Here is a 24,006-nt window from a genome sequence, read left to right as displayed (position 1 = left end):
TTTTACCGCCCTCCAATGGTGCCAGGTAAGCGAACTTTGCGCTCTAATAACGTCATCAAAATCATAATAATGACGTTAATTCCGACATAAGCTAACGTAATTGCGGTAAAGGATTCCCATGCGTGAGCAGAATAGTCCAATAGCTTTCCTGCTTGTGCCGCCATATCGACTAAACCAATGGTTGATGCAATGGCTGAGTTTTTGACCAAGTTCAGCATTTCAGACGTCATTGGTGGCAAAATTACCCGATAGGCGTTGGGTAATAAAACGTAGCGATAGGTTTGTGGCAAAGTGAGCCCCATTGCGAGTGCAGCGCTTTTTTGCCCTCTAGGTAGTGACTGAATGGCTGCACGTACTTGCTCGGTCATTCGTGCTGCGGTGAATAACCCAAGGCAAAGCATTGAGGAAATAAAGAATTGATAGTTAGGATCTAAGTCCATTTTAAACCAATCCCCGATTGAGCGAGGGAGAAGTTCTGGAATAACCAAATACCAAGTAAAAAATTGCACAATAAGTGGTACGTTGCGGAATAACTCTACGTAAGCAGTTCCTAAAAAGGCTAAAAAACGGTTAGGTACGGTACGTAAAATACCGAAAAATGAGCCGACTAAGAATGCGATGATCCAGGCACAAATAGAAAGTGTTACGGTGACTTCGAGGCCAGATATTAACCACCCTAAATAGGTGGTATTCCCAAACGGGGCTTCCTGAAGGAAAATCCCCCAATTCCAGTTAATAGACATGATGTTGACTTCCTGTGGGCAATGAAATTCCCGAATACTGTCGTAAAAGAGGATGCAAGGCGGGGAACGGCCGCCTTGCAATTCTTACTTCAGTAATACCCTGTTTGTCTTTTTATTAGTTTAATGCTTTGTCATTCGGTTCTTTAAATAAGGCTTTCATTTCATCGGATAACGTAAATTTCAGGTTCAGATTTTTTGGTGGAATAGGTTGATTGAACCAGCGGTCAAAGGATTTCTCAGCGACACCCGAGGTTTGTGCATTCGCAATGGTTTCATCGATAAGCACTTTAAATTGAGGGTCGTCTTTACGTAACATACAGCCGTAAGCTTCTTCAGTTTGTGGTTTGCCGACGATTTCCCAGATCTCTGGTTTTTTCGCTTTTGCTCGCTCACCTGCTAACAATGCGTCATCCATCATAAAGGCGACAGCACGGCCAGACTCTAAGGTACGGAACGAGTCACCATGGTCTTTCGCGCTGATAATGCGCATTTTCATGTTTTTTTCATCATTTAACTGATTCAACAGAATTTCAGAAGTTGTACCTGAGGTCACAACGACATTTTTACCCGCTAAGTCAGCAAAGTCTTTTACACCAGAGTCACCTTTGGTGAGCAAGCGTGTCCCGACCACAAAGATCGTGTTAGAGAAAGCGGCTTGTTTTTGTCTTTCTACGTTATTGGTTGTTGAGCCACACTCAAAATCAAATGTGCCATTTTGCAGTAGTGGAATACGGTTTTGTGATGTAATTGGAATGAGTTTGACTTGCAGATCAGGCATGTTTAATTTTTTCTTCACTGCATCAACAATAGCATTTGAATAATCCTGTGAGTAACCCACCACTTTCTGGCTATTATCATAGTAAGAGAAAGGGACGGAAGATTCACGATGACCAACAACTATTACACCGTTGTCTTTGATTTTTTTCAGAGTGCCGTTTAACTCTTCTGCTTGGACTGCACAGGTTGCACCTAAAATCATCATCGATAATACAAGTTTACTTATACGCATAGTTACAACTCCTTTAGAACATCGGTGTAAACCCGTTGTAATTTTAAGGAGGTATCGTGAGATAACGCCTAAATTACTGTGGTTTTGTAGTGTTGTGTTTGCAAATATTTCGCAGATTTAGATAATCCCGCGATTATTCGCTATATGTTTTATTGTTGTTAAAAAGTAATTAAATTTGTTAATTAATGAAAACGAATTGTTTCAATTTCGGGAGCTGTCTCGCATATTATTTGGGTAATTTTTGAATTACCGCACTAACATGGTGATTAGCCACTTAATATTGTCTTAAATTGATAATCACGCACTGTTAAGGTGCAAACTATCTTCGTATCATGCCATATATTGGATAAAGCAATTTACGTGCCGAGTTTTGATGGAACTGCATGTTTGTTTGTGGGAAAGGAAATAATATTTGTAAAGTTAGCTGATGGTACTTGTACGGAATGTTTTGCTGTGTAAGATGTAACCTCTATTTAACTTATAGATGGGGTAACGGTATTAGTCAAAGACTGGTTTTTATCGTTATGGTTATCAAAGTCGCATAATTAGTGTTATTTCAGGAAGTTATACCAAGATGCGCATGAACAGGCATTTAAAATTAGGTAAAGGATTAGTGATATTCGCCTGTCTGATGGTATTGATTTGTATGAATCAACGTGCCGTCGGAGAGCGTCTGCTCGCCAATTTTTTTGTGCCAGATGTCTTAGCTCAAGTGCAAATTAATACTGGGGCTAACCTTTCCTATATCGAACAATCACAAGTAAAACAAGCTGATAGCAGTAGTTCGCATCTTTCTAGTTGTGAACTGAGCGCCAAGTCATTAGTGACTTTGTTACCTGTTGTGCTTGAACCATTCTTCTTTATGTTCCTTACTTTGGCTGCGCTAACTTTATTTTGTACTAATCTATTTATATCTAGAGCAAATAATGAAGAGAAGCATGCCCCTCCAAGAGTCAGAAGACACTTACAGTTTTGTAATCTTCGGAATTAACACACAACGAATAGGGACTGGTTTGTGTAATTTATTCTGGAGGAAACAATGCGTTTTTTAATTAATTCATTTTTTATATTTTTTGCACTATTTTCGAGCAGTTTATATGCTGCGGATACGGGGTGGTTGCAACCTGCGAATACGGGGTGGATGAATGACAATACTCCACGACATGCGCAGGTTAGGTTATTAAGTTCGGCGCAGGAAAATGGCAAAGTCGACATTTTGCTCGATGTAAAGCTTGATGAGGGCTGGAAAACCTATTGGCGTTCACCTGGTGAAGGGGGCGTTGCGCCTGAAATTGTGTGGTCATCACCTGTTGAAGCAACGGATTGGCAATGGCCAACACCAGGGCGCTTTGATGTCGCAGGTGTTTCAACTCAAGGTTACATGGGGGATATTGTCTTCCCCATTACAGTAACAAGTCATGAAAAGTTGGATAAACTTGAAGGTACGTTAACATTATCAACGTGTAGTAATGTTTGTATTTTAACCGATTATCCGTTTGAGCTCGATTTAACAGAGCCTGTTCCTGCTGACTTTACTTGGGCGTTTAATCAAGCCAAAGGTGCAGTTCCACCATCAAGTGGTTTAGTTGAGCAAACCAAAGTTGGTTTTGCGAATGATAAGCTAATCATTGAATTGCAGAAAAGCACAGGCAACGCGTGGGAACAACCGAATATTTTCACTGATGTGGTTGAAGGGGCGGCACTAGGCGTTCCTGTTATAGAAACATCAGGTGACCATTTAACAGCAACAATAGATGTCGGTGATGATTGGGGGGGCGATTCTCCCGATTTAACCGGAAAAACCCTCTCTTTTGTTGTTGCAGATGGTGATATTTCACAGCAAGTTAGCCATCAAGTTAGCCCATTTACTGGCACGATAGCGTCTAAAGTGAGCAGTGCTTCTTTATGGCAGGTGATGCTATTTGCCCTTTTAGGGGGGCTGATCCTTAATCTAATGCCGTGCGTACTTCCGGTGTTAGCAATGAAACTTGGCTCTGTATTGATGGTACCTAATGGTGAGCAAAAGACCATTCGCCGTCAGTTTTTATTGTCCTCTCTCGGTATTCTAGTTTCCTTTTGGTTACTGGCGCTCTTGATGACGTTATTACGAGTCGGTCAACAAGCTGTCGGTTGGGGAATTCAGTTCCAAAACCCGTGGTTTATCGGCTTTATGGTGTTGGTAACGGCGTTATTTACTGCGAATTTATTTGGCTTATTTGAAATCAACCTCGGTAGTAAGGCCAATACACGCTTGGCGACAGCTGGTGGTCATGGTAACAGTGGCCATTTTTGGCAAGGGGTATTTGCGACATTACTGGCAACGCCTTGTTCTGCACCATTTTTGGGCACCGCAGTGGCCTTTGCACTGGCAGCGCCAATGGAAGAGTTGTGGCTGATCTTCACGGCATTAGGTGTCGGTATGAGTTTGCCATGGCTACTTATAGCTGCTTTCCCAGTTATTTCTCGCTTACTACCAAAGCCTGGTATGTGGATGCTGAAGCTGCGTGCCGTTCTTGGGTTAATGATGCTGGTATCCAGTTTATGGTTAATTAGCTTATTAATACCACATTTTGGTGTCACTACCTCGACCGTGATTGCTGTCGTTTTCTTAGTGTTATTAGTGGTCTTTATCGCGATAAAACGCGGTGTAAGGGCGGCTATCTTACCATTTATATTATTTGCCGCTTTTGCTGGTGGGTTTGTTTGGATGACACAAGAACAGCATTCCGGTAGCCGTTCTCTTGTTAAAGATACCGTAAATTGGCAACCTTTGACTGAACAAGCGATTACGGCTGCACTGGCGGATAACAAACGTGTATTTATTGATGTCACCGCGGAATGGTGCGTAACCTGTAAGGCAAATAAATACAATGTACTGCTAAGGGATGATATCCAACAGCTGCTTAGTGAACCCGATGTTGTTGCTTTACGTGGTGATTGGACCAAACCTTCACCTGAAATTACGGCATTTTTACAAAAACGTGGGCAGGTTGCTGTTCCATTTAATCAAATTTATGGCCCTAACTTGGCCGAAGGCGAAGTACTGTCAACAATACTTGACCGTGAATCGCTAATATCCGTTATGAATCAGGCCAAAGGAGCCACAAAATGAAAAAAACAATTTTAGCTGTTTTATTTTCGTCACTAATGATTGGGTCAGTAGCACAAGCAGCACCTTTGAGTGCGGACCAAGAAGCACAAGTGCGTAAATTAGTGCGTGATACTTTGGTTGAAAACCCAGAAATTTTGGAAGAAGCGATTGTTGCCCTGCAAGCAAAACAAGGGGAAAAACAACAAGCTCAAATGAAAGAAACCTTAAAAGCAGAGCAGGACGCTCTGTTTAATGACCCAACCAGTCCACGTATCGGTAAAAAAGATGCCAAGTTAGTTTTGGTTAACTTTACTGATTTTAACTGCCCATTCTGTAAGCGTTTCGACCCTCAACTGATGGATATTGTGAAAAAATATCCAAATGATGTGGCAGTGGTAATCAAATATTTACCATTTAAAGGCCAAACATCAATGGATTCAGCACAGTTAACTATGACTCTGTGGCAAGAAGATCCGAAAGCATTTGAAGCTTTACATCACAAATTTATGCAAAAACAGGGTATGCTATCAGATGCAAATATCAAAGATGCTCTCAAAGCTACTGGCAACGATAAATTAAAAGCGAGTGATAAGAGCCGCGATGGTATTCGCACTAATATGATCTTGGCAGAAAAATTGGGCGTGAATGGAACACCAGCAACATTGGTGGGTGATGAGCTGATCCCAGGCGCTATTGATGCACAGCAGTTTGAGGCGGTAGTGAAGGAGCAGCTCGCTAAGCTCAAATAATCCTCGTTATCCTCGTCATACTTCGCGCTGTGGCGTTGTTGGCTGCTCTCGACTACGTGGGTCACATACTTGCGTATGCTCCCCACGATAGTCTCGTTTGCCGCCTAGCCACAACACGAATTATTTAGAGGATAAAGTTAAGCTTAAGATTTACTTAGAAAAGTATTAGCGAATTAGGAAAGAATGCATTTTAACTTAATAACAAAGCATTAATTTCGATTAAATGCTTTGTTTTCCTATACGTTAAATTTGGGCTATTTGAAAACTAAGTGGTTAAAAACGTATGTCTAGACTAAAAAAGTGGTCTAAAGAAATTATTGTTTTGGCAATTATTTTATTTATTGCCTTTACAGTGATGGATTTATGGCGCAAGCCACAAACCCTTGCGCCCGTATTATTGGAACAGCACACGCTAGTGAATGGTGAGAGCGTTTCTCTAGCTGAGTTAAGCAAAGAAAAACCAATACTGGTTTATTTCTGGGCGACGTGGTGTGGGGTATGTAATTTGACTTCGCCAACGGTATCAGAATTAAGCCAATCAGGTATGCCAATTATTTCAGTAGCGATACGCTCAGGTGAAACATCTCGCTTAATCAAGGGAATGGAAAACAAGGAATTAACGTTTCCTGTGATTAACGATACCAGCGGTCAGCTTTCCAATGCGGTTGGGGTCAGCGCAACTCCCACATTTATGGTGATTGATAACGGTGAATTAGTTAGCTTTACATCGGGTTGGACTAGCTCTTATGGTCTAAAAATGCGTATGTGGTTGGCATCCTTTTAACTTTCTACCATCCCCTTTGACCTGAAAAAGGGGATTTTTCTGCCTATAAGTTTAATTTATCATTATGGTAAACTCATTCGGCTATATAAATAATAAAATAGGTGAATGGGATGGTTATGTTTAAAAAAGTGGTTGGATTATTTCTAGGTGCGGTATTAATTACGGGATGCTCCCCTGAGGTGGAAGAAAAAACAACAACAAAACAGCCGTCAGAAACGATAAAAAATTCAAAAATAGAACAGCGTTATGATGAAATAAAAGCCAATTCGACAGAAGATAAAATCAATGCATTTAATGCAAAAGGGGATGATGACCCAACGATGTTACGGGGCATTTTTTTGTCTGATATGGCTAAATCCTTACCTATGTTAATCGACGATGTAACACTATTGACGGAAGTGACTGCTAAAAATGGCATGTTATTTTACCAATATACTATCAAAGGGATCCCTGACAATATATTGGAAGGTGATAACTGGCAGCAAAATATGCGTGAGATTTTAAACCGCAACTACTGTGATAAAAATGCAGGCATGGATATATTGCATGAAATGTTCCCCGAAGGTATTACGCATAATTATCATAAGTCTAACAAACTCATTTTTACCTATATTGTGACCCCTGCGATTTGCCAATAGCATTCATTAGAGCGCCTGATAATATTTATTTATCAGGCATATCAATTACTAAAATTCTAAATTACGAATAAAACGGTAATCCGCGGATTGTGGTTTTAAACGATACAAATTAGCGGGTCGGCCGCGCTCGTGGCGTTTTTCTCCGGTATCAATCAACAAATTCGCTTGTTCGAGTCGGCGCCTAAACGATTTATTTTGCAAAGGCTTACCAATCAAAACTTCATGGACATGTTGTAGCTCAGCTAAGGTAAAAACGTCAGGGAGTGCGAAACCTGGAACGATTGAGTAGAGTGATTTTTGCTTTAGACGTTCTCTTGCTTGTTGATAGAGTTTGAAGTGGTCAAATGCAAGAGAAAGTTGATCAATTTCATCAATAGAGACCCATTTTACAGAATCTACCGTATCAATATGCGCTTCGCAGGCTTGGTAAGCAATTAGAGCAGTATAGCAAACAGTGACAGACCAGCCTCTAGGATCTCGTTGGTGGTTTCCTTCTGTACAAAGTTGTTCAACATAGGGAGGAATAACCCCCGTTTTTTCTTTCAGCTTACGTAAAACAGTCTCTTCTAAATTTTTATCATTTGTTTCATCAATAAAACCACCCGGCAGCCCCCACTTTCCTTTTTCAGGAAAATTAGCGCGCTCGACAAGTAATACTTTCAGCGTGTTTTCATGATAGGTAAATACTACAGCGTCGACAGTGATAAGCGGTGATAGAAATTTTTTTCTATCGTAGTGAGCTAAAAATTCTTTTTCATTCATTTGGTTATCACTCAAAGTCTGATTGGCATTGATGAACAAACTATACGCTAAAAAATAGTTAATGTCATTAAGACAATTATTGCTTGACTAATTAATGTCTATAGGACAATAATTAATTAAGGTCATAAAGACAATAATGAGGGATCCACTATGATTAACTTTAAATATTTCAAAGCAGACTCATCGACTTTTGTTATTCAATCAGTGAATGGGAAAGTGCGTAAGCAAGGTAAGGGGCTCAGTTTTTGGTATAACTCCGATAAAACGTCCATTGCGGCGCTTCCATTGAATGCACAAGAAGCCCCATTTATTTTTAATTTACAAACAGCTGATTTCCAAAGTTTACGTATTCAAGGGCAAATTTCTTTTCAGGTAAAACAGCCCGAAAAAACAGCGGATGTCTTAAATTTTAACTTATCTAAGGACGGGAAAAGTTACGCTTCAGAAGACCCCCTTAAATTAAATGATCGAGTCGTGCGAGCGGCTCAAACCGTGATCCAAGCCAAAATACAAACCACTTCACTGCGGGACGCATTATTAATTAGCCAATCATTAGTTGTTTTGGTGAGCCAGCAACTCGCTGTGCAGGCGGTCATTGAGTCTCTAGGTATTGAAATTTTGGATGTTTCTATCTCAGCCATTGCACCATTACCTGAAACGCTTAAAGCATTAGAAGCACAAGCGAGAGAATCCATACTGAAAGAGGCTGATGATGCCATTTATGCAAGACGCAAATTTTCTGTCGAACAAGAACGCACAATCAAAGAAGCGGAATTAGAAACCGACTTATCTGTTCAAGCCAAAGAACAACAAATTGAAGAGGCACGCCTTGATAATGAGCGGAAAATATTGCGAGAGCGAGCAGAAATCGAGCAAGAGGAGTTAATCGCACAAGTGAATGCAGAAGCAAAACGCAATGAATTGGTTGCGCTTAGTGTTGAAAACCAACGCATACAGTCGGATGCAGATGCTTACTCTATTGAATCTAAAATGAAAGCCTATAGCCAATTACCGGTGGAAAACTTAAAAGCATTAGCGTTAGCAAAAATGGGACCAGAACAATTGATGGCGATGGCATTCGAATCATTAGCACAAAATGCCGGTAAGATTGGTGAGCTCAATATATCGCCTGATTTATTTGGCCAGCTAATGAAGAAAGGGGGTAAATAATGCAAAGGAATAATGACGTACGTTTTGTCTTAGTGATGCGTAAAACACGTTTGCAGGAATTGATTGAGCGCTTTAATACTTGGCCTCAAGCTAAATTTTACTTGGAACACAACCATGTTGAGGTGAGTGACTACTTAAATGAACATGACTTATATCAACGCCAATTAATACAAGCCGAATCGATATTGAAATCATTAGGTAGATTTCAATTATTGGAACGAAAATTATTACCTAGTTACCAATTTTCTAAACACGATATTGTTATCGTGATTGGCCAAGATGGTTTAGTGGCGAACACCTTGAAGTACTTAAACGGACAACCCGTTATCGCTATTAATCCAGATCCTGAACGGTGGGATGGTCAGTTGCTTCCTTTTGAAATAGGCCAATTGCAGGAAGTGGTGATGAATACCTTAAAAGGAAAAATAGAGCAAAAAATGGTGACTTTCGCCCAGGCAACGACCAATGACGGGCAATCGCTACTCGCGGTGAACGATTTATTTATTGGTCCGAAAAGCCACACATCGGCACGTTATTTATTAAATTGGAATGGGGAGCAAGAGTTTCAATCATCCTCTGGCATTATTATATCGACAGGACTTGGGTCAACAGGTTGGTTTCAATCTATTTTAGCGGGTGCGCAGGCAATTATGGGGGGAAATAATCATCCGTTGGCAAAAGGATTTGGCTGGGGAGAAAGTAAATTACAGTTTAGTGTTAGGGAGCCATTTTTAAGTAAAACAACAGGAACGAGATGGGTATTTGGTACGATTGAGCCGGGTAGCCCGTTAGCTGTTGAATCATTAATGCCCCATAACGGTGTTATTTTTTCCGATGGCATTGAAGATGATTTCTTACAATTCAATTCAGGTTGTATTGTGACAGTGAAAATTGCGGATCTACAAGGGTTACTGGTTGCATAGTCAATTACCCCACCTCATTGATAGGTACTGAGGTGGGGCCAATATCGTTATTTTTGGCGCCTATTCATAGCAAAACCGAGAATACCAAATATAACGACCACTCCCCACATCGGATAATGACTCCAACGTGCGTAAGGTGTTAGTCCAGTTGTTGGTGTGACTTCAGTGGCAAGCGCCGCTGTTTTAAATTGAGGTAGCATATCTTGTATTGAGCCATCTGCACTGATCACCGCAGTTATCCCGTTATTGGTGGAACGTAATAATGGGCGTCCCAATTCTAATGAACGCATGCGCGCCATTTGGAAATGCTGCCATGGGCCGATAGACTGACCAAACCATGCATCATTGGAGACGGTAAGTAAGTAATCGCTATCAGGTTTAAAGTTATCCCTGACTTGTGTACCTAAAATAATTTCATAGCAAATAGCGGCAGTTAGATGAATATTACCAACCGCTAATTGCGCTTGCTCATAATCGCCACGGCTAAAACCTGACATCGGCAAATTAAAGAATGGTGCGATAGGGCGCAGCAAATCTTCTAAAGGTACATATTCACCAAATGGCACTAAATGGTGTTTGTTATAGCGGTTTTTAGATGGATATAAATACGGGTTTTTATCTCCTAATACAATGATTGTATTATAAAAAGTATATTCACCGTCTATCGGGCGTGCATCCACAATACCCGTAATTAACTGGGTGTTTGACTCTGCCAATAATTGGTCGAGAGATTTAAGCCACGTTTGGTTATCGAGCTCAACAGAAGGCACCGCTGATTCAGGCCAAATAATCAAAGACGCTTTGCCGATATAAGGGCGAGAGAGCTCCATATAGGTGTCTTTGGTTTTTTGTAAGAAGCTAGCTTCCCATTTCATTGATTGGGGAATGTTGCCTTGAACCAATGCCACTTCCATTTTCTTGCCTTCAAGGGGGGTAAACCACTGTACATTTTTGGCGATTAATGGGGCAAAAATTAAGGCAGCTGCAACGGCGAGCGAGATAAAGCTGCGACGTAGGATAGCGAGTACTAACAGACCACTAATGCTAAATAAAAGCAATGTGATCATTTCTACCCCAAATATAGGGGCGAGTGCTTTCATCGGCCCATCAATCTGGCTATAACCAAATTGTAGCCATGGAAAACCAGTGAGAACCCAACCACGCAGAAATTCAGTGACTTGCCAGAGAGCTGGCGCCATAAAAACGAAACGCCAAATATTGGCTTTAGGAGCAAGCTTAGCCAGTAAACCACCAAATAGGCCAGTATAAAGCGCAAGGTAAGCGGCTAATAAAATAACAATAAATACGTTTACAGGGCCCGGCATGCCACCAAAATCGGCAATACTTACGTAAACCCAGTTAACACCACTACCGAATAAGCCAAATCCCCAAGCGAAGCCAATAGCAAAAGATTGTTTGGCTGTACGCTGCAAGGTCAGTAGTTGGAGGAAAAGGATAGAAAGCAGTGCGGCAGGCCAGATGTCGAAAGGCGAAAAAGCCAGCGTTCCACTGGCTCCGAAAATTAAAGCCAGCAGTAACCGCAACCGCTGACTTTGATAAATAGACGTTGAGTTCATTAAGTCTTTTCTTCTTCCAAAGTTGGAACTGGCGCGTCGTCTGGGATTTTTACGTGAAGCAGAAGGATCCTGCGGCTGTCAGCCATAGCAACTTTAAATTGGTAGTTATCTATCGTGATGACTTCACCACGGGAAGGCAGGTGTCCAAAGGCTTGCATAACGAGGCCACCGACGGTATCGACTTCATCGTCACTAAAATGAGTCCCAAAGGCTTCATTGAAATCTTCAATCTGTGTAAGGGCTCGGACAGAATATGAATGACGGCTGAGTTGACGAATATCAACATCGTCTTGGTCGTCATATTCGTCTTCAATTTCGCCTACGATGAGCTCTAAAATATCTTCAATGGTCACTAGACCAGAAACGCCACCAAACTCATCGATCACGATAGCCATATGATAGCGTTGAGAGCGGAATTCTTTGAGTAGTCTGTCTACTCGCTTACTTTCAGGGACAACAACCGCTTGGCGTAATACCTTATCGATGCTAAAAGGCTCTGCGTCGGTACGCATAAATGGCAGTAAATCTTTTGCCATCAATAACCCTTCGATATGGTCTTTGTCTTCACTAATAACAGGGAAGCGTGAGTGAGCAGAGTCAATAATGACATCAAGGCACTCATCAAGCGTTTGATTACGTTTTAAGGTAACAATTTGGGAACGCGGGATCATAATGTCGCGTACGCGCTGATCCGCGATATCCATTACCCCTTCAAGCATTTCGCGGGTATCAGGATCGATCAAATCGTTCTGTTCAGAGTCGCGGATTAATTCGACTAAATCATCACGATTTTTAGGTTCACCATGGAATAGGTGATTTAACAGTGCAAAGAACCCTTTCTTAGGACCAGGGTTATCGCTACTCGAAGAGTTATCGTCGCTCATGGCGGTTAATTTAATATTCCTCAAAAAAATACTCGTCATACTTCGAACCGCAGCGTTGTTGGCTGCACTCACTTACCCTAGTCACATACTTGTGTATGCTCCTAGGGATAAGCCTCGCTGGCCGCCTAGCTGCAATTCGAATTATTTAGAGTATTCACTCGTCGTATTTCGAACCGCAGCGTTGTTGGCTGCACTTGGCGCAAAAGTAGCCCAAGTTAAAGTATTTGGAGCTTAGGTTAGTTAATAAAAACAGCTTACTGGATTCTTTTTTAGCATAAAATTGACGGTTTATCTGCAAAATAACCGTCAATTTTTTGTAAAGTAATGCTTTCTATAAGAAAGACATCTCAAAAAATTATAGTTAGGTCACTCTTTTTCTGCAAGGTATGGGTCTTCATAGCCCAATTCAGCGAGAATTTCGGTTTCTAAACCTTCCATTTCTTCAGCTTCATCATCTTCAATATGATCATAGCCTAAAAGATGAAGGCAACCATGAACAACCATGTGCGCCCAGTGTTCTTCTGCCGTTTTTTGTTGCTCAATAGCTTCTTGTTCAACGACTTGGCGACAAATAATTAAATCACCGAGCAAAGGCAGCTCAATTTCTGGCGGAGCTTCAAAGGGGAATGACAACACGTTAGTCGGTTTGTCTTTGCCACGATAGGTTAAGTTCAAGTGATGGCTTTCAGGCTCATCAACTACCCGAATAGTGACTTCACTTTGCGCTTGGAATTTAGGTAAAACAGCGGTTAACCAACGCTGAAACTCGGCTTCCGAAGGTAAACCATCAGGGTTTTCACACGCAATTTGTAAATCGAGAATGATGTCAATGCCACTCATTTATAGGTTTTCCTGCTTTTCAAATTGCTTCTGTTGTTCTTTTTCTTCACGTAATTGTTGGCGACGTTTATTGTCTTGTTCTTCCCATGCTTCATAAGCCATGACGACTTTTGCAACGACGGGATGGCGAACCACGTCTTCGCTGTGGAAGAAATTAAAGCTTAAATCATCCACTTCAGAAAGCACTTCAATGGCATGACGTAACCCTGATTTACTACCGCGAGGTAAGTCAACCTGAGTAATATCACCCGTCACAACCGCTTTGGAATTAAAGCCAATACGTGTTAAAAACATTTTCATCTGTTCGATGGTGGTGTTTTGGCTCTCATCTAAAATAATAAAAGCATCATTCAACGTACGACCACGCATATAGGCCAGCGGCGCGACTTCAATAACATTACGCTCAATCAGTTTTTCAACTTTTTCAAAGCCTAACATTTCAAATAGCGCATCATAAAGTGGACGTAGGTAAGGGTCGACTTTTTGGCTGAGATCTCCCGGTAAAAAACCCAGTTTCTCGCCTGCTTCAACCGCTGGACGGGTGAGCAAAATACGACGAACCTCTTGGCGCTCTAACGCATCTACAGCCGCTGCGACCGCTAAGTAGGTTTTCCCTGTACCCGCAGGGCCAATGCCAAACGTTATATCATGGTCTAAAATATTGGCGATATATTGCGCTTGATTTGGGGTGCGTGGTTTGATCACACCACGTTTAGTTTTAATATTCACCGCTTTACCGTAGTCAGGAATGCTATCGGCAGATTGCTCTAAAACGCGGCTATCCATAATGGCTAAGTGAATGTTTTCAGGGTCGATATCAGGGATCACTCCGCGCACGGGTGCGGTGTCGACATACAGTTGACGCAAAATTTTGCTCGCCGCTTGAACATTCAGTGGCTTACCCGATAACTTAAAACGGTTATCACGGCGATTAATTTCGATAGCAAGACGGCGTTCTAGCTGCTTGATATTATCGTCAAATGGCCCGCAGAGGCTCATTAAACGCTGGTTATCTGCGGGTTCTAGAAAGATCTCTTGTGTTGCGATTTGCAAATTTTTTGTCTCGGTCACTGAATATCCTATGGTTGCGGCTTAGGGTTGAAAGCTACCAACACCTAGCTCATCTTCTTTACGGGTACGTGCAATAACAGACTCTGGCGATTCATGAACGCGAAGACCCATTTGGTCTTCTGTACGAATGACTTTACCGCGTAATGAGTTGGTATAGACATCCACAATTTCGACATCCACAAATTTACCGATCATATCCGGTGTGCCTTCAAAGTTTACCACACGGTTATTTTCAGTACGTCCAGACAGCTCCATGACGTTTTTACGTGATGTTCCTTCAACTAAGATACGTTGAACGGTTCCCACCATTTGTCGGCTGAAGCTTAACGCCTGCTGATTAATACGCTGTTGCAGTAAGTATAGACGCTGTTTTTTCTCATCTTCAGTTACATCGTCAGGTAAATCTGCTGCTGGCGTGCCAGGACGTGCGGAATAGACAAAGCTGTAGCTCATATCAAAATTCACGTCTGCAATCAGTTTCATGGTTTTTTCGAAGTCATCGGTTGTTTCACCGGGGAAGCCCACGATAAAGTCTGAGCTGATTAGAATACCAGGGCGTGCTTCACGCAGTTTGCGAATAATGGCTTTATATTCGAGTGCGGTGTGTGCACGTTTCATCATGGTCAGGACGCGGTCTGAGCCACTTTGCACTGGGAGGTGCAAGAAGCTGACTAATTCAGGGGTATCGCGGTAGACTTCGATGATATCGTCAGTAAATTCAATTGGGTGGCTAGTGGTAAAGCGCACACGGTCGATACCATCGATAGCCGCGACTAAACGCAGTAATTCTGCAAATGAGCAAATTTCACCATCAAAGGTTTCACCGCGGTAGGCATTCACGTTTTGACCTAGCAAGTTAACTTCACGTACACCTTGTGCAGCTAACTGCGCGATTTCAAATAGAATATCATCACAAGGGCGGCTAACTTCTTCACCACGGGTGTAAGGCACTACGCAGAAAGTACAATACTTGTTACAGCCTTCCATAATCGAAACGAATGCGGTTGGGCCTTCAGCACGAGGTTCTGGCAACCGATCAAATTTTTCAATTTCAGGGAAGCTGATATCGATAACTGGGCTGCGCGTACCTTGAACTTGGTTTATCATCTCAGGCAAACGGTGCAACGTTTGCGGGCCGAAAACGATGTCAACGCTTGGCGCACGTTGGCGAATAAAATCCCCTTCTTGTGACGCGACACAGCCGCCTACACCAATAATAATGTCAGGGTTTTTGTCTTTAAAGAATTTCCAACGACCAAGTTGATGGAAGACTTTTTCTTGTGCTTTTTCACGAATTGAACAGGTATTAAGCAGTAATAAATCTGCTTCTTCTGCAACTTCAGTGAGTTGATAACCATGGGTATTTTCTAATAAAGAAACCATTTTGGATGAGTCATACTCATTCATCTGGCAACCCCAAGTTTTAATGTATAGCTTTTTATTCGTCGACATGTCGTATATCCGGTGTTTTCGAAGCGGCTAGTGTAATGGACTCCGAAACGCGTTGTAAATCCAAAGTCCTACCCTTTATATTTGGGAAGTCGCATGCATTTTGATTAAGGACATCATTGTATGATGGGATAAATGCAAAGATATTTAAAATAATATCACTACACGAAATCTAAGGGCAGGCAATTTGCCTATTGTTTTAAAATTAGCACGTATTGTATTCATTTGCGGCATCAGTGACCAGAGGATGTTGCAAAATTGTGGTTGTTTTTTGTGCAAATTAAAGTGTTTTCAGTAAAATACACTATTTGTAAGGTTATAAAGAAGAGGGAAACCAATGACCTCTAAGTCTTCAATGCCTATATTTCCTGTGAGAATCATCATTTTTCGGTACAATACCTTTATCAACGTGGTCACTGTTATCAAATAATAACCTTTATTAAACAGAGACCTTTATTAAACAGTAAATAGTAGCGAACGTATGAATAAATTAATCGAATCTTATGATGTTGTCGTCGTTGGCGCAGGTATGACTGGCGCGGCAGCAGCATTGGGCTTTGCTCAAGAAGGCATGCGAGTCGCTTTGCTTGAAAAAGCACAACCTGCGGCCTTTGACTCACAAAGTGCTCCTGATGTTCGTATTTCTGCGATTAGCCGCGCTTCTGTTGAATTGTTGGAACAATTAGGTGCTTGGCAACATGTGAAAGCAATGCGGAGTGCGCCATATCGCCAGTTAGAAACATGGGAAGAGCCCGATAGCAATGTGGTTTTCGATGCTCAAAGCCTTGGGTTGCCTGAACTCGGTTTTATGGTAGAAAACCGAGTGTTACAACTTGCATTGTGGCAAGAATGTGAAAAATACAGCAATCTAGACCTCGTCTGTCCTGCGAGACTTATCAATTTATATCAATCTAAGCAGCAAAAAGAGTGGATGTTAGCATTAGATGATGGCCGAACTTTGCAGGCTAAGCTTGTCGTTGGCGCCGATGGTGCGAACTCGCAAGTCCGCAAAATGGCAGGGATTGGCAGCCGAGGCTGGCAGTATCGCCAATCATGCATGTTAATTAGCATTCAAACACAGCAGCCTCAGCAAGATAAAACATGGCAGCAGTTTTTCCCTTCAGGGCCTAGGGCATTTTTACCTCTGTATGATAATTGGGCTTCATTAGTCTGGTATGACAGTCCCGCAAAGATTAGGCGTTTACAAGGTATGTCAATGGAACAGTTAACTGGAGCGGTTTCTGAAGCCTTTCCTGAACGTTTAGGGCCGATTACGGCGATAGCTTCCGGGGCATTTCCACTGACCCGCCACCATGCAAGTCGATATGTGATGGACGGATTAGCACTGATTGGCGATGCAGCCCATACCATCAACCCATTAGCGGGGCAGGGGGTGAATTTAGGCTACCGAGATGTTGATGCTCTGCTGAAAGAAGTGGTTTACGCGCGTGAATACATACAGCCTTGGCATTCCCTTGATGTATTAAAACGTTATCAACGCCGTCGTTTGCCTGATAATTTAATCATGCAAGCTGGAATGGATGTGTTTTATATGGCATTTAGTGAAAAGTTACCGGGATTGAAAATAGTTAGGAATCTTGGGTTGATGGCGGCACAGCGCGCCGGAGAAGCAAAAAAACTGGCGCTGAAGTATGCGTTAGGGTTATAGAACTTATCTTAGATATATAAATAGGCCGCAAATTAGCGGCCTATTTATTATTAAATGGAGAAGTTAGTGCTATTTATTATTGGCTAAATCAATCGGCTGAATGTTGCTTGTATCTGTATTGATGTTGTCATCTTCAGTAATCACTGAATCTAAAGTTTCATTTTTTGCTGAAAATGCATGAGCCAGCTTTTCTGTGTCGAGTTCTTTTTCCCAACGTGCAACAACGATACACGCACATGCGTTGCCGACTAAGTTAGTTAAAGCGCGGCACTCAGACATAAATCGGTCGATACCTAAAATAAGCGCCATACCTGCAACAGGAACGCTTGGTACCACCATCAAAGTGGCTGCTAAGGTAATAAAACCTGCACCCGTTACACCAGCTGCCCCCTTCGAGCTTATCATGGCAACTAGCAGCAATGAAATTTGTTCCCAAATAGTCAGTTCAATATTGGTGGCTTGGGCAATAAATAATGCGGCCATCGTCATGTAGATGTTGGTGCCATCAAGGTTGAATGAATAACCAGTAGGGATCACTAAGCCTACAACAGATTTTTCACACCCCGCATGCTCCATTTTTCGCATTAAACTTGGTAATGCGGCCTCAGAAGAAGAAGTTCCTAATACTAACCAGAGTTCATCTTTGATGTACTTAATCAGTTCAATGATTGAGAAACCGTTATATTTGGCTACCGCCCCCAACACCAGTAAGACAAATAGCAGTGATGTTATATAGAAAGTCATAATCAGCATCATTAAGTTGCCGATAGAGGATATTCCATATTTACCAATGGTAAATGCCATTGCACCGAATGCCCCGATAGGGGCGAGTTTCATTAGCATCGCCACCATCTTGAATACAGGTTCTGAGAAGTTTTGTAGCAGTTTTACTATTGGCTCACCGTGTTTACCTGTTGCTGCGAGTGCTAATCCGAAAATGATAGAAATAAACAGAACTTGTAGGATGTTACCGTTGACCAATGGACTAATGACGGTATCAGGGATGATATTCATCAAAAAGCTGACAATCGAGGATTCGTGTGCTTTTTCAACGTAGGTGGCAACTTTGCTGCTATCCAAAGTCGCAGGGTCAATATTAAGCCCCGAGCCTGGACGAATGATATTCGCGACGATAAGACCGATGATGAGAGCAATTGTCGAGAAAGTGATGAAGTAGAGCATTGCTTTACCTGCGACACTTCCCACGGCCTTCATGTTTGACATCCCTGATATACCAGTGACAACAGTTAAGAAGATAACTGGCGCGATAATCATTTTAACGATTTTGATGAATGCATCACCAAGCGGTTTTAATGACTCTCCAATGTCTGGAAAAAAGTGACCAAGTGCTATACCCAGAACGATGGCTACTATCACTTGAACATATAATATTTTATATATTGGTTGCTTTATCATGTTTCGCATAAATTTTCTCTGTAAAAATGTTGCGTTTGGCAATTTATAATTATTAGGTTTAAAACTTTTATTAGAGTTTTTGAGAGCTAATTTAGTTGGAATGGAGGAAGGGGCTGAATTCATTAGTACCAGGGGGTGATAATAATTTGACTGGTAATAATCATACCTAACTACAATTCTAGGGAAGGTTACCACTTTAAATGGTTACATAGAAATGATTGAAGTCACATATTTGATAGAAAAGTTACCCAAACGTAAATTTTATAGGATAAATGTTGCCCTAAGATCACTTTCGGCGATTAAGTTGCTACTTATTTAGTGGTGTTGGGATTAAATAAATAAAGATATCGCCAAAAAATAATCAGTTAAGCTAAAAAACAGAGGTGAAAATATAGAAAACAGTGGAAATGAATCCCCTGTTTATTAAAAAACGAACGTGTCTGCTGTTTTTTTATTTTTTATTTCATTTATCAATAAAAGTGATAAGAGAAATTAGAGGTAGGGTTTTGTACATAAATACGTTATGCCTAAATGCACTGCGGGGTATTAAGGGAAATCTAAATTATGGGGGATTAAAGAGAGAATGGCTGGGGTACCAGGATTCGAACCTGGGGATGCCAGGATCAAAACCTGGTGCCTTACCGCTTGGCGATACCCCAACAAAAAGAAATGGTAGCTACGACGGGATTCGAACCTGTGACCCCAACATTATGAGTGTTGTGCTCTAACCAGCTGAGCTACATAGCCATTATAATTTCTTTGAAATGATTGTTTGCAACAAGAAGGGAAAGTAGATGGCTGGGGTACCAGGATTCGAACCTGGGAATGCCAGGATCAAAACCTGGTGCCTTACCGCTTGGCGATACCCCATCCGGGAAATTCTACTATTGATTGTATTAAGATGGCTGGGGTACCAGGATTCGAACCTGGGAATGCCAGGATCAAAACCTGGTGCCTTACCGCTTGGCGATACCCCAATCTTAAATTCAATACTACCGAGAAGGAAATGGTGCGGGAGACAAGACTTGAACTTGCACACCTTGCGGCGCCAGAACCTAAATCTGGTGCGTCTACCAATTTCGCCACTCCCGCAAAATAATGGTGGCTATGACGGGATTCGAACCTGTGACCCCAACATTATGAGTGTTGTGCTCTAACCAGCTGAGCTACATAGCCATCTTTTTTTGCATAACCTTCGTCGGCGTTGCGGGGCGCATTATGCTAATTACAGACACGACAGTCAACAGCTTTTTGCACTATTTTTCAGAAAATGCGTCTGTTTGTTTGATGAATAATCATTTTGTCGATAAAGCCAGCAAAAAACAAGCCCATATTTGAAAAAAATCACTTTTTATCTTACCTGTTAGATAAATGTAATTTGGTGACGCGTGAAGTAATACAGTGAAAGGGCGCAAAAATTTGTAACAGGAACAAAGCAGGAAGAATACGAAGCGATTGAAAAATAGCCTATGAAACGAAACGTTCAAATTATTGCTAATAAAAAAGCAGGTATCTCGACCTGCTTTAAAGAAAACAACGGTAAAAATTAGCTTTCAAACAGTTTTTGTAATAATTCACCATTGAGCATCGCGCGTTTTGTGAGAGCGAAAGCGCCTATTGCCGAGTTGTGAACCAACTGTGATGTCACGATAGGGAGATTTTCCCGAAACCCTTTTAAGGCTTGTGTGTCAATGCAGCTTTGAATCGCGGGTAATAGAATTTGTTCCGCTTCCGTGATATCCCCCGCAATAACAACTTTTTCAGGGTTAAATAAGTTGATTGTGATAGCAATCGCTTTACCAATTTGACGACCAACGTGTTGAATAACTTCCGTGGCAAGCGGGTCTCCTTTATTGGCGGCTTGGCAAATATGGGAGATCGTGCAAGTTTCTAGTGTAAGGGCGCTTGAATAGCCTTGTTCTAAACGTTGTTTTACGCGAGCTTCAATTGCTTGGTTTGAGGCAATGGTTTCTAAACAACCAAAATTGCCACAGTGGCAAAGCTCACCAAGTGGGTCAACTTGGATATGGCCGATTTCTCCGAGATTACCTCTATGGTTGAGCAATATCTCTTTATTGATGACTAAACCAGCTCCTGCGCCTCTGTGGATACGTACGAGAAGTGAGTCTTCGCAATCACGGGTTGCCCCAAAATAGCTCTCAGCGAGCGCTAGGCTGCGAATATCATGCCCTGCATAACACGTTATTCTAAAGTGTGCTTGTAAATTGTCGATGAGATGCCAATTGTCGACTTTAATATGCGGCATGTAGTAGACAATTCCACTATTTGGGTTAACTAACCCAGGGAGAATAATTGAAATTGCGATCAACTCTTTTAAGCGTTTTTGGTTGTGTTCGATAAAATCTTCAAGGGCGGCAATCAGCTTTTGTTCCACCGCTTGCTGAGAGGGTTCAGTGATAGGGTAATGAGCATCGATAATCATTTTGCCACCTAAGTCGTACAAGGCGATGGTGGCATCATAGCGGCCTAAGCGGACGCCAATCGTATGAAAATTTTTGTGCTCAGAAACAATAGATATGGCACGACGGCCCCCAGTGGAGGCCTGTTGGTCAACTTCTTTAATTAAACCACGTTCGAGTAGCTGGCGAGTGATTTTAGTTACACTGGCTGGGGCAAGTTGGCTTTGCTCCGCGATTTGAATTCTTGATATCGGGCCATGTTGGTCAATTAAACTATAGACAACAGCGCTATTTAGTTGTTTGACGAGATCAATATTACCAATTTGCTTCAGCGAGTGGCTTTGATTCATTAGCTAGTTACTCATTTTTTGTAGACTTCTGCTCCGTTAACATAGGTTGCGAGGACGTCGAAGTCGTGGTTAAACGCGGTTAAATTCGCAATTTTACCCGGAGCGATAGACCCTAAAGTCTCATCAACTCCTATGGCTCTTGCGGGGTAGAGCGTTGCCATTCTCAGTGTTTCATCTAATGGAATACCCACGTACTCTACACTGTTTCTCACTGCTTCTATCATGGTGAGTGATGAGCCGCTGAGTGTGCCATTTTCATCTACACATAATCCATCGCGGTAGTATATGGTTTTACCTGCGAAGATAAAATGATCCATTTCACCAGTTTGAGGATCTATTCCTGCGGGCGCGGTGGCATCAGTCACTAAAATTAATTTATCACCTTTTAAGTGTTTGCTATTACGGATATTTGCCCATTGGACATGTAAGCCATCAGCGATAATTCCTGCATACACTTCAGGGGTGTCATAAATAGCCCCGACTAAACCCGGACCACGGCCTGAAATATATGGCATGGCATTGAAAAGGTGCGTTGAAAAGCGAATTCCGGCTTTAAAACCCAGTTTGGCTTCTTCATATGTCGCATTTGAATGTCCAGCTGAAATAACAATGCCGGAATCTTTCAGTTGATGAATGTAATCAAGCTCAACCATTTCAGGCGCTAATGTGATCTTCGTTATCGCATCTGCATGAGCAGCTAAATAATCAATCATCTGCCCGGATGGTTGACGGATAAATTCAGGGTTATGTGTGCCTTTTTTAATAACATTAATATATGGGCCTTCTAAATGAAGCCCGAGAGCTTGGTTCTTATGGTCTTTTAAGTACTCGGTCATGACCTCAATACCATGCTTCATTAATTCGTCAGAGCACGTAATTAACGTTGGCAGGTAACTGGTACATCCCGTACGCTCATTGGCTTTTTGCATGATATCCAAATTCTTTAATGTGACATTTTCTTTATTATCATTGAATTGGACACCACCACAGCCATTGACTTGCAAGTCAATAAAACCAGCAGATAGGGTTGCACCTTGTAGGTCATGTTGTGGAATATCGGAAGGTACTTCAGAGACAGGACAAACATCTTTGATGATTTCACCATCGATGATGACCGCATGGTTATCCAGTCTTTCATGACCTGTATAAATAATGCAATTTGTTAATGCATACATGGCTTAAACTCCTGACCTCTGTAAGGTGGGTCACCGATCAGCCTTCGCTGATCGGGTGATTGATAAACATAATATTAGTTAAACTTTTCAATAATTTCAGATTCTAGCTGTTTGAAATATTTAAGCGTTTTGACTTTTAATTCGAGTGTTGCGGGTTCATCACAGACGATCAGTGCTTTTGGGTGCATTTGCACGCAGCTTACTGTCCACATATGGTTGATTGAACCTTCTACCGCAGCATGAACTGCATTCGCTTTATTCGCACCAGTCGCGAGTACCATTAACTCTTCAGCGTCCATTAATGTGGCAACCCCCACAGTTAAAGCGAATTTTGGTACTTGGTTGATATCATTATCAAAGAAGCGTGAGTTCGCTTGGCGTGTTTCGGGTGTTAATGTCTTAATACGGGTACGAGAGTTCAGTGAAGAACCGGGTTCATTAAAAGCAATATGGCCGTCGTTACCTACGCCGCCCATAAATAAATTAATTTTGCCGTAAGATTTAATTTTATCTTCATAGCGTTGGCACTCTGCATCAACATCAGGGGCATTGCCATTCAGTAAATTGATATTTTGCGCTTGAATATCGATGTGGTTAAAGAAATTCTCATGCATAAATGTGTGATAGCTTTGAGGATGATTAGCTGGAATACCAATATATTCATCCATATTAAATGTGACCACATGCTTAAAACTGACTTTTCCTGCGTTATATAAAGCAATCAGAGCTTTATAAGTAGCAAGAGGGGTACCGCCTGTTGGTAACCCAAGAACGAAAGGGCGCTCAGCAGTAGGGTTGAATGCGTTGATTTTATCAGCGATATACTGTGCGGACCAAATGCCGACATCATGCGCATTGTTAAGTGGAATTAGCCTCATGTCTCAATTACCTCTAATAAGTCTGTGAAATCTTTCATATATATATGTATCCCTGATGTTATTCATTAGATATAGGAATACTCGTTATACTACAAATTTATTACGCGCTGGTGTTGGTATACAGTGCCGTTTTAACGGCGACACCTGCATTTTAAACGCGCTGAGAATATACAGGTTAATAGTATAAAAAAGTTATTTTTAATCATAAAATAAGTTTTCAATAATAGCTAGTAATTTAGTCATATCGGTAACTCTTTCGTTGACATTTATCACAAATCGAACCTATTTATTTTGCATCGCGAAACAATTAATTTAGACTATAAAATTGATACTCTCAATAACCTAAATTATGATTTAGGTGTGTGAACAATAAGATCCCGTAAATGGGGCAAAAATAGGGCTATAAAG

The 24,006-nt window shown here is 41.6% G+C and carries 20 protein-coding genes and 6 tRNA genes; 8 read left to right on the top strand and 18 right to left on the bottom strand.

Going from position 1 to position 24,006, the window contains the following annotated elements; all coding sequences use genetic code 11:
* Positions 1 to 2: 2 nt before the first annotated feature.
* Together PSF67_RS16705 and PSF67_RS16700 are read right to left on the bottom strand one after the other, a co-directional pair.
* Complete coding sequence (locus tag PSF67_RS16705) at positions 3 to 743, bottom strand: amino acid ABC transporter permease (protein WP_102138300.1); 741 nt, start codon at positions 741 to 743, stop codon at positions 3 to 5.
* Between the two features lie 115 nt (positions 744 to 858).
* A complete protein-coding gene (locus PSF67_RS16700; protein ID WP_102138301.1) occupies positions 859 to 1,752 on the bottom strand; it encodes an amino acid ABC transporter substrate-binding protein in 894 nt (297 codons plus the stop codon).
* A gap of 580 nt (positions 1,753 to 2,332) precedes the next feature.
* Here PSF67_RS16700 and PSF67_RS16695 point away from each other — a divergent pair.
* The 5 genes from PSF67_RS16695 (at position 2,333) to PSF67_RS16675 (ending at position 7,014) form a co-directional block, all read left to right on the top strand.
* Entirely contained in the window at positions 2,333 to 2,743 is a 411-nt protein-coding gene (locus PSF67_RS16695) for a metal resistance protein (protein WP_272677296.1), read from the top strand.
* 48 nt (positions 2,744 to 2,791) lie between these two features.
* Complete coding sequence (locus PSF67_RS16690; protein WP_210848876.1) at positions 2,792 to 4,864, top strand: protein-disulfide reductase DsbD family protein; 2,073 nt, start codon at positions 2,792 to 2,794, stop codon at positions 4,862 to 4,864.
* Positions 4,861 to 5,592: a DsbA family protein gene (locus tag PSF67_RS16685; protein WP_102138303.1), complete on the top strand. Its 732-nt coding sequence runs from the start codon at positions 4,861 to 4,863 to the stop codon at positions 5,590 to 5,592. Before PSF67_RS16690 ends, PSF67_RS16685 begins: the two co-directional genes overlap by 4 nt.
* Positions 5,593 to 5,875: 283 nt before the next feature.
* Positions 5,876 to 6,376 carry a protein disulfide oxidoreductase gene (locus PSF67_RS16680; RefSeq protein ID WP_166266292.1) on the top strand — a complete coding sequence of 167 codons (501 nt, stop codon included), beginning with the start codon at positions 5,876 to 5,878 and terminating at the stop codon, positions 6,374 to 6,376.
* 110 nt (positions 6,377 to 6,486) lie between these two features.
* Positions 6,487 to 7,014 (top strand): protein K, encoded by a 528-nt coding sequence (locus tag PSF67_RS16675; RefSeq protein ID WP_210844630.1) that lies wholly within the window; start codon positions 6,487 to 6,489, stop codon positions 7,012 to 7,014.
* A gap of 48 nt (positions 7,015 to 7,062) precedes the next feature.
* Here the strand turns inward: PSF67_RS16675 and PSF67_RS16670 are convergent, their stop codons facing one another.
* Positions 7,063 to 7,776 carry an NUDIX hydrolase gene (locus tag PSF67_RS16670; protein WP_102138305.1) on the bottom strand — a complete coding sequence of 238 codons (714 nt, stop codon included), beginning with the start codon at positions 7,774 to 7,776 and terminating at the stop codon, positions 7,063 to 7,065.
* Positions 7,777 to 7,926: 150 nt separating this feature from the next.
* On the opposite strand from PSF67_RS16670, the gene PSF67_RS16665 reads away from it, so the two are divergent.
* Positions 7,927 to 8,946, top strand: coding sequence for an SPFH domain-containing protein (locus tag PSF67_RS16665; RefSeq protein WP_166266301.1), 1,020 nt, complete (start codon positions 7,927 to 7,929; stop codon positions 8,944 to 8,946).
* Positions 8,946 to 9,869 carry a sugar kinase gene (locus PSF67_RS16660; protein ID WP_102138307.1) on the top strand — a complete coding sequence of 308 codons (924 nt, stop codon included), beginning with the start codon at positions 8,946 to 8,948 and terminating at the stop codon, positions 9,867 to 9,869. The genes PSF67_RS16665 and PSF67_RS16660 overlap by 1 nt, the downstream gene beginning before the upstream one ends.
* A gap of 47 nt (positions 9,870 to 9,916) precedes the next feature.
* Here the strand turns inward: PSF67_RS16660 and lnt are convergent, their stop codons facing one another.
* The 5 genes from lnt to miaB form a co-directional block, all read right to left on the bottom strand.
* Complete coding sequence (gene lnt / locus PSF67_RS16655; RefSeq protein WP_206276531.1) at positions 9,917 to 11,446, bottom strand: apolipoprotein N-acyltransferase; 1,530 nt, start codon at positions 11,444 to 11,446, stop codon at positions 9,917 to 9,919.
* A complete protein-coding gene (corC, locus tag PSF67_RS16650; protein ID WP_206276534.1) occupies positions 11,446 to 12,330 on the bottom strand; it encodes a CNNM family magnesium/cobalt transport protein CorC in 885 nt (294 codons plus the stop codon). The genes lnt and corC overlap by 1 nt, the downstream gene beginning before the upstream one ends.
* Positions 12,331 to 12,696: 366 nt before the next feature.
* Positions 12,697 to 13,170 carry an rRNA maturation RNase YbeY gene (gene ybeY, locus PSF67_RS16645; RefSeq protein WP_094961810.1) on the bottom strand — a complete coding sequence of 158 codons (474 nt, stop codon included), beginning with the start codon at positions 13,168 to 13,170 and terminating at the stop codon, positions 12,697 to 12,699.
* Complete coding sequence (locus PSF67_RS16640; RefSeq protein WP_094961837.1) at positions 13,171 to 14,223, bottom strand: PhoH family protein; 1,053 nt, start codon at positions 14,221 to 14,223, stop codon at positions 13,171 to 13,173.
* A 39-nt stretch (positions 14,224 to 14,262) separates the two neighbouring features.
* A complete protein-coding gene (gene miaB / locus PSF67_RS16635) occupies positions 14,263 to 15,693 on the bottom strand; it encodes a tRNA (N6-isopentenyl adenosine(37)-C2)-methylthiotransferase MiaB (protein WP_094961811.1) in 1,431 nt (476 codons plus the stop codon).
* Between the two features lie 478 nt (positions 15,694 to 16,171).
* On the opposite strand from miaB, the gene ubiF reads away from it, so the two are divergent.
* Entirely contained in the window at positions 16,172 to 17,359 is a 1,188-nt protein-coding gene (gene ubiF, locus PSF67_RS16630; protein WP_102138310.1) for a 3-demethoxyubiquinol 3-hydroxylase, read from the top strand.
* Positions 17,360 to 17,428: 69 nt separating this feature from the next.
* On the opposite strand, the gene PSF67_RS16625 is transcribed toward ubiF, so the two are convergent.
* The 10 genes from PSF67_RS16625 to nagB form a co-directional block, all read right to left on the bottom strand.
* Complete coding sequence (locus PSF67_RS16625) at positions 17,429 to 18,772, bottom strand: dicarboxylate/amino acid:cation symporter (protein ID WP_242685803.1); 1,344 nt, start codon at positions 18,770 to 18,772, stop codon at positions 17,429 to 17,431.
* Positions 18,773 to 19,359: 587 nt separating this feature from the next.
* Positions 19,360 to 19,434, bottom strand: a tRNA-Gln gene (locus tag PSF67_RS16620).
* 11 nt (positions 19,435 to 19,445) lie between these two features.
* A tRNA-Met gene (locus PSF67_RS16615) sits at positions 19,446 to 19,522 on the bottom strand.
* 48 nt (positions 19,523 to 19,570) lie between these two features.
* Positions 19,571 to 19,645 (bottom strand) — tRNA-Gln (locus PSF67_RS16610).
* A gap of 32 nt (positions 19,646 to 19,677) precedes the next feature.
* Positions 19,678 to 19,752: transfer RNA gene (locus tag PSF67_RS16605), tRNA-Gln, on the bottom strand.
* Between the two features lie 30 nt (positions 19,753 to 19,782).
* Positions 19,783 to 19,867: transfer RNA gene (locus PSF67_RS16600), tRNA-Leu, on the bottom strand.
* A gap of 7 nt (positions 19,868 to 19,874) precedes the next feature.
* A tRNA-Met gene (locus PSF67_RS16595) sits at positions 19,875 to 19,951 on the bottom strand.
* A gap of 370 nt (positions 19,952 to 20,321) precedes the next feature.
* Positions 20,322 to 21,545 carry a DNA-binding transcriptional regulator NagC gene (gene nagC, locus PSF67_RS16590; RefSeq protein ID WP_102138312.1) on the bottom strand — a complete coding sequence of 408 codons (1,224 nt, stop codon included), beginning with the start codon at positions 21,543 to 21,545 and terminating at the stop codon, positions 20,322 to 20,324.
* An 11-nt stretch (positions 21,546 to 21,556) separates the two neighbouring features.
* Complete coding sequence (gene nagA, locus PSF67_RS16585; RefSeq protein ID WP_206277019.1) at positions 21,557 to 22,720, bottom strand: N-acetylglucosamine-6-phosphate deacetylase; 1,164 nt, start codon at positions 22,718 to 22,720, stop codon at positions 21,557 to 21,559.
* Between the two features lie 74 nt (positions 22,721 to 22,794).
* The gene (nagB, locus tag PSF67_RS16580; protein ID WP_102138314.1) at positions 22,795 to 23,598 is read right to left on the bottom strand and encodes a glucosamine-6-phosphate deaminase; all 804 of its coding nucleotides are present in this window, start codon (positions 23,596 to 23,598) and stop codon (positions 22,795 to 22,797) included.
* Positions 23,599 to 24,006: the final 408 nt, after the last annotated feature.

The organism is Providencia sp. PROV076, assembly GCF_028483405.1.
GTDB lineage: Bacteria > Pseudomonadota > Gammaproteobacteria > Enterobacterales > Enterobacteriaceae > Providencia > Providencia huaxiensis.
The sequence above is the reverse complement of the archived record's forward strand: the minus strand, read 5'-3'. Positions and strand labels throughout refer to the sequence as shown.